This window comes from Lactobacillus sp. UMNPBX6, assembly GCF_002553975.1.
Lineage (GTDB): Bacteria > Bacillota > Bacilli > Lactobacillales > Lactobacillaceae > Lactobacillus > Lactobacillus gallinarum.
Map to the genome: position 1 here is coordinate 1 of NZ_PCZD01000078.1, position 6270 is coordinate 6270.

Consider the following 6270-nt stretch of genomic DNA (forward strand, 5'->3'; position numbering starts at 1 on the left):
TTAGGAAATCATCGTTCTTTTTTCCTGTCTGAGAATTAGTTTTTTCCCAGACACTTTTTTTCTTTTTCTCTTGACAAATCATCAAGTTTAAAATTAAATTTATCGAAGAATATTTTAATAGGATAGAACTGATTTTTTTGGAGTTGTTATATGAGTAAAAAGAATAACGCACCCCAACTGCGCCGTACCATGTCTGCTGGCCAAATGGAGATGATCTCACTTGGTGGAGCAATCGGTGTCGGCTTATTTATGGGGTCAACATCAACTATTAAATGGACTGGTCCGTCCGTATTATTAGCCTACATGTTTGTTGGGTTAATCTTGTACATTGTCATGAGAGCTCTAGGGGAAATGCTCTATGTCAACCCAGGTACTGGTTCATTTGCTGATTATGCAACAGAGTATGTGCATCCCTTAGCTGGGTATCTTGCCGAGTGGGCGAATGTCTTTGAATACATCGTCGTAGGGATGTCCGAAGTTGTTGCCGCAACCGAATATCTAAAATATTGGTGGCCGAATATCAGCGTGCTTTGGTCGGGGATAATAATTATCGCCTTTCTTTTGTCAGCTAACCTTGCAAGTGCCAAAGCCTATGCGTCCTTGGAGTTTTGGTTTGCTATGATCAAAGTCGTTACCATTATTTTAATGATCATTTTAGGCTTTATCGTTATCTTCTTTGGCGTGGGTAACGGTGGTAAACCTACCGGTTTTAGCAATCTATGGGCACATGGTGGTTTCTTTACCGGTGGTTTTAAAGGTTTCTTCTTCTCTATGTCTATTATTGTAGGTTCTTATGAAGGTATTGAACTTTTAGGAATTTCTGCAGGGGAAGTTGCCAACCCACAAGAAGCAATTGTCAAAAGTGTTAAATCTGTTTTATTCAGAATTTTGATCTTCTATGTTGGTGCCATCTTCGTAATTGTGACTATTTACCCATGGGATCAATTGAGTAGTCTGGGGTCACCATTTGTAACTACTTTTGCTAAAGTGGGAATTACCGCAGCTGCCTCAATTATTAACTTTGTGGTGTTAACGGCTGCGCTTTCGGGTGCCAACTCAGGTATTTATTCTTCAAGTCGAATGCTGTTTAAATTGTCACATGATAAAGAAGCCCCTGGAATTTTCAAGCACATTTCTAAGCGAATTGTTCCAGATCGTGCAATTATGGGTATTTCAGGTGGTATTTTTATCGGTTTTGTTTTAAATGTAATTGCTTCACAATTTAATCATTCAGCTTCTGATTTGTTTGTAGTAGTTTTCAGTTCATCAGTTTTGCCGGGAATGATTCCATGGTTTGTAATCTTGTTAGCTGAACTTAGATTTAGAAGACACAATAAGGACGTAATGGCAAATCATCCATTTAAGTTGCCACTATATCCATTTTCAAATTACTTCGCATTCTTAATGCTCTTAGTCATCGTTGTCTTTATGTTTATCAATCCGGATACTAGAATTTCCGTTATTGTGGGTGCCTTAGTATTGATTGCTGCGACAATCGTATATTTGGTAAGACATAAAGGTGAATTTAAGAAAAATTAGAAGAAAAATCCCAAATTAAGTTTTGGGATTTTTTTCTTTGCTTAATTTATATAAACTACTAAATATGACTATATTGCATTATCAAAACCACTATATCTATGGTATTGTAATAGAAAATGATTTTTTGAAAGGTGAACAAAAATGGCGATTCTTGAACAACCATATTTAGATCTATTGCAGAAAATTATGACAGAAGGATATGATAAGGATGATCGAACGGGGACAGGTACTAGGAGTTATTTCGGTGCTCAAATGCGTTTCGATCTTTCGCAAGGTTTTCCATTGTTGACTACTAAGAAGTTGCCATTTGGCCTGATTAAAAGTGAGTTGTTGTGGTTTCTAAGAGGAGATACTAATATTCGCTTTTTATTAGAGCATAATAACCATATCTGGGATGAATGGGCCTTTAAAAATTGGGTTAATAGCAGCGAATATCAAGGTCCCGATATGACGGATTTTGGCTTGCGCAGTCAAAGTGATCCAGAGTTTAACAAGATTTATCAAGCAGAAATGAAAAAGTTTGATCAACGGATTTTGGATGATGAAGATTTTGCTAAGAAGTATGGCAACTTAGGCGATGTCTATGGTGCGCAGTGGCGACATTGGGAAAAGCGGGAAGGCGGATTTATTGATCAGATTGCCGATGTGATCAAGCAAATTAAGGAAACGCCAGATTCACGCCGCATGATTGTTACCGCTTGGAATCCTGAAGACGTTCCGACTAGTGCACTTCCACCTTGCCATGTCATGTTTCAGTTTTATGTGGTTGATGGCAAAATCAGTGTACAGCTTTATCAACGATCAGGGGACATGTTTTTAGGCGTGCCATTTAATATTGCATCATATTCGCTTTTACTTAATTTGATTGCTCGAGAAACGGGTTTGCAAGTTGGTGAGTTTATTCATACATTGGGGGATGCCCATATTTATCGCAATCACTTCAAGCAAGTTGAAGAATTGCTTAGCCGTAAGCCGTATGATTCACCACAATTATGGCTTAATCCTGAAAAGAAAAATATCGAAGATTTTGAAATGAAGGATATTAAAGTGGTTGATTATCAGCATCATGGCACGATTAAGGCGCCGGTTGCAGTTTAGGAGGACGCGATGATCGAGTATGTTTGGGCAGAAGACCAAAAACATCAGATAGGATTAGACGGACATTTGCCATGGCATTTGCCAGCAGATCAGCATCATTTTAAAGAGAAAACCATTGGTCATCCAATTATCATGGGTAGAAAAACTTTCATGAGTTTGCCAAGATTATTGCCTCAGAGAAAGCATATCGTTTTAACTCATGATCAAGATTTGAAAAAGAAGTACCAAGATAATGATCAGGTATTGATTGTTAATTCGGTTGCTGAATTAAATGATTATATTCAAAATCATCAGGGTGAAAAGCTTTGCGCGATTGGTGGGGTGTCAATTTTTAAGACATTGCTTGAGCAAGTAGATGTTTTGGAAAAAACGGAGATTGACGCTACTTTTGAAGCAGATACTGTTATGCCAGAGATAGATTATGATCAGTTTAAGTTGGTGAAGAAAAAACATCATGAAGCCGATGAAAAGAATAAATATCCTTATACTTTTTTGACTTATCAGAGAAAGAATTAAAATAGAGAGCACGTTACTATGATTGTTAGTAACGTGTTTTTACATCTAAAATTTTAGCTAATGCTTTACTATGAATTCATAGTGAAATCCTATATAATTTAGTTATATTAAGGGGAACGCTATGACTACTTCAATTAAGAACTATACCAACACTTTCAATATTAGAGGCAAAGAAATCAAAATAACTGCGCCTGCATGATTTGATGATAGTACTCAAAAAGTTGTTCCAGATATGACTCTAGATAATGCAGCTATAAAGATAGCTCAAGATAAATATCGTGAAATGTTTGATTTCGTTAAACCTGAAGAGATTAAAGCATTACGACAAAAGTGGAATTTAACGTAAAAGCAATTTGCAAAAGTAATAGGGTGGAGCCCTTCTACTGTAGCTTTATATGAAGTAGGTGAAATTCCTACTAAAAGTAATAATCGGCTACTAAAAATGATGATCAAAGATTAAAATGTAATGAAAGAATTCATTGTTGAAAGTAAGGCCGATAGTGATTTAGAAGAACTGTAAAGAAAAAATTAAATCCATTAAAAAAGAGCTTGCAAGTTGCGGGCTCTTTTATTTCTTCGGTATAATAGTACGTAAAAATATTTACTTAGGAAAAGAAAATGAACGAAGAAAAGACAAATTTAGAAACAGGATTAACTACAGCTGAAGTTGAACAAAAAATTGCAGCTGGAGAAGTCAACAAAGCTGTTGACGATCAATTTAAAACAAATAAGCAAATTATTCGTGAAAATGTTTTTACCTACTTTAACTTGATTTTCTTAGTTCTATCTATTTTGCTGGTAGTGGTTGGAGCATATAAGGATTTGACCTTTTTGCCAGTAATTATCTTGAACACCGTGATCGGGATTGTACAAGAAATTCGAGCAAAGAAAATTTTAAGCAAGTTAAATGTGATGAATGCCACGGATATTGGAGCCTTGCGTAATAGAAAAGAAGAGCAAGTTCCGATTGAAAAACTGGTTAAGGGCGATATTGTCTTATTGAAAACTGGGGATCAGATTCCTGCCGATGGTCAAGTCATTAAAGGAAATATCCGCGTCAATGAATCACTGTTAACAGGTGAATCCGATGAAATTACTAAAGAAGTGGGCGATGAATTGATGTCTGGTTCTTTCGTAGTTTCAGGTTCTGCATACATGCAACTAGAAAAAGTTGGTAAAGAAAGCTATATTTCTAAATTAACTATTAAAGCAAAAGCCATGGGAAATAGTGAGCAATCAGAGATGGTTCGCTCCATTAATAAATTGATTAAATGGGTCGGAATCATTATTATTCCCCTGGGAATAGCCCTCTTTTCAATGAGCTTTTTCGTTAATAAAATGTCGCTTTACCGCAGCATCGTTTCCATGGAAGCAGCCATTATCGGGATGATTCCAGAAGGCTTATACCTTTTGACAACGATTGCGTTGGCTCTTTCTGCTGTAAGATTGGCACGCAAACAGGTAATGCTGCATGATATGAAGAGTGTTGAAACTCTAGCTCGCGTTAACGTATTGTGCGTTGACAAAACTGGTACAATTACTGAGCCAAAAATGAGCGTGGAAAAGGCTGTTCCTTCCAAAAATTATCAAGGTGACTTGGATAATGTAATTGGTGATTTTGCTCAAAATATGCCAGCTGATAATGCTACGATGAAGGCTGTTCACGGCTTTTTCACTCAAAATAATGGCAAAAAAGCCAGCAGCATTTTACCTTTTACCTCTGTTAATAAATACAGCGGCGTCATTTTTGACGATCATACCTTATTAATTGGGGCACCAGAAATGGTGTTGAGAGACCAATTTGAGGAATACCAAGCTGAATTTGAAAAATATGCCAAGACTGGTTATCGTGTCTTAATTGTGGCCGACTATCCTGGAATTTTAACTGAAGATGATTCTAAGTTGACTAAGCCAGTTGAAGTCTATGGCTACATTCTTTTGACTAATCCGATTAGAAAAGAAGCTAAAGCAACCTTTGAATACTTTGCTAAACAAGGTGTGGCTATTAAGGTGATCTCCGGTGATAATCCTGTCACGGTTTCGCGAGTAGCGCAGCAAGCCGGTATCCAAAATTCAGATGCATATATTGATGCTTCCGAAATTCCAGAAGATGGTTATGAAGAAGCAGTTCAAAATTATAGTGTCTTTGGCAGAGTGAAACCAGAACAAAAACGTAAATTTGTTAAGGCTTTACAAAAACAAGGTAATACTGTGGCAATGACAGGCGATGGTGTTAATGATATTTTGGCTATGAAGAAAGCAGACTGTTCAATTGCGATGGCATCCGGTAACAGTGCGGCTGTTCAAGCCTCTCAAGTAGTATTGCTTGATTCAAATTTTGCTAGAATGCCTAAGGTGGTAAATGAAGGTAGGCGCGTAGTTAATAACATTCAGCGTTCAGCCAGTTTGTTCTTGGTAAAGAATATCTTCTCATTTTTGATGGCTATCTTCTCACTCGTAATGGTCATTGATTATCCATTACAGCCATCACAGATTACCTTGATTTCTGCCTTCACCATTGGCTTACCATCATTCTTGTTGGCTCTAGAAAGTAATCACAATAGAATTCGCGGACAATTTATTCCCAATATTTTGGCAAGAGCAATCCCTGGTGGGGTAACCGATATGCTGGCGGTAAGTATTTTGGTGGTTGCAGGCGGCTATATATCGCTTGATCATAATGATGTAGGTACAACGGCAACACTTTTATTGGTGGCAGTGGGAATGATGGTACTTTACCACATTTCAGCTCCATTAAATAAATTCCGTTTATGCGTAATGATTGGATCATTCGCCGGGTTAGTTTTAGCGATTATCTTCTTACACAATCTGTTCTCACTGACCATGATTTCTGATAAGGCAATGTTCATTCTATTTATCTTGTTCTGTGCGGCAACTACAATTTTCCGCTGGTTATCAAGAATTTTGGATGGTGTGCAAGAAGTATTGGTTGTCTTTGATCAAAAGGGCAAGAATATGACTTTTGCGGAACTGCATGAAGCTTATCAACGCGGGCGCAAGAGCGTTCAATAAAAAAATTAAGAGCTATCTGTTTAAAAAAGCAATGTCATTAAGTTAAGACATTGACAATTAATATTAGACTTTTAAAGCACTGAT

The 6270-nt window shown here is 37.1% G+C and carries 4 protein-coding genes; all 4 read left to right on the top strand.

The features are described 5' to 3' along the window. The first annotated feature begins 150 nt into the window (after positions 1-150). The 4 genes from CP357_RS09290 (at position 151) to CP357_RS09310 (ending at position 6186) form a co-directional block, all read left to right on the top strand. Positions 151-1539, top strand: a complete 1389-nt coding sequence (locus CP357_RS09290) for an amino acid permease (protein WP_087175836.1) — start codon at positions 151-153, stop codon at positions 1537-1539. 141 nt (positions 1540-1680) lie between these two features. After that, the gene (locus CP357_RS09295) at positions 1681-2637 is read left to right on the top strand and encodes a thymidylate synthase (protein WP_098037153.1); all 957 of its coding nucleotides are present in this window, start codon (positions 1681-1683) and stop codon (positions 2635-2637) included. Between the two features lie 9 nt (positions 2638-2646). Then, positions 2647-3153 carry a dihydrofolate reductase gene (locus tag CP357_RS09300; RefSeq protein WP_098037154.1) on the top strand — a complete coding sequence of 169 codons (507 nt, stop codon included), beginning with the start codon at positions 2647-2649 and terminating at the stop codon, positions 3151-3153. 618 nt (positions 3154-3771) lie between these two features. Then, positions 3772-6186: a cation-translocating P-type ATPase gene (locus tag CP357_RS09310; protein ID WP_087235601.1), complete on the top strand. Its 2415-nt coding sequence runs from the start codon at positions 3772-3774 to the stop codon at positions 6184-6186. Positions 6187-6270 lie beyond the last annotated feature (84 nt).

Bases quoted from the DNA above. Each gene is read 5' to 3' on its own strand.
- CP357_RS09295 (WP_098037153.1), top strand. From the start codon at position 1,681: ATGGCGATTCTTGAACAACCATATTTAGATCTATTGCAGAAAATTATG.
- CP357_RS09290 (WP_087175836.1), top strand. From the start codon at position 151: ATGAGTAAAAAGAATAACGCACCCCAACTGCGCCGTACCATGTCTGCT.
- CP357_RS09310 (WP_087235601.1), top strand. From the start codon at position 3,772: ATGAACGAAGAAAAGACAAATTTAGAAACAGGATTAACTACAGCTGAA.
- CP357_RS09300 (WP_098037154.1), top strand. From the start codon at position 2,647: ATGATCGAGTATGTTTGGGCAGAAGACCAAAAACATCAGATAGGATTA.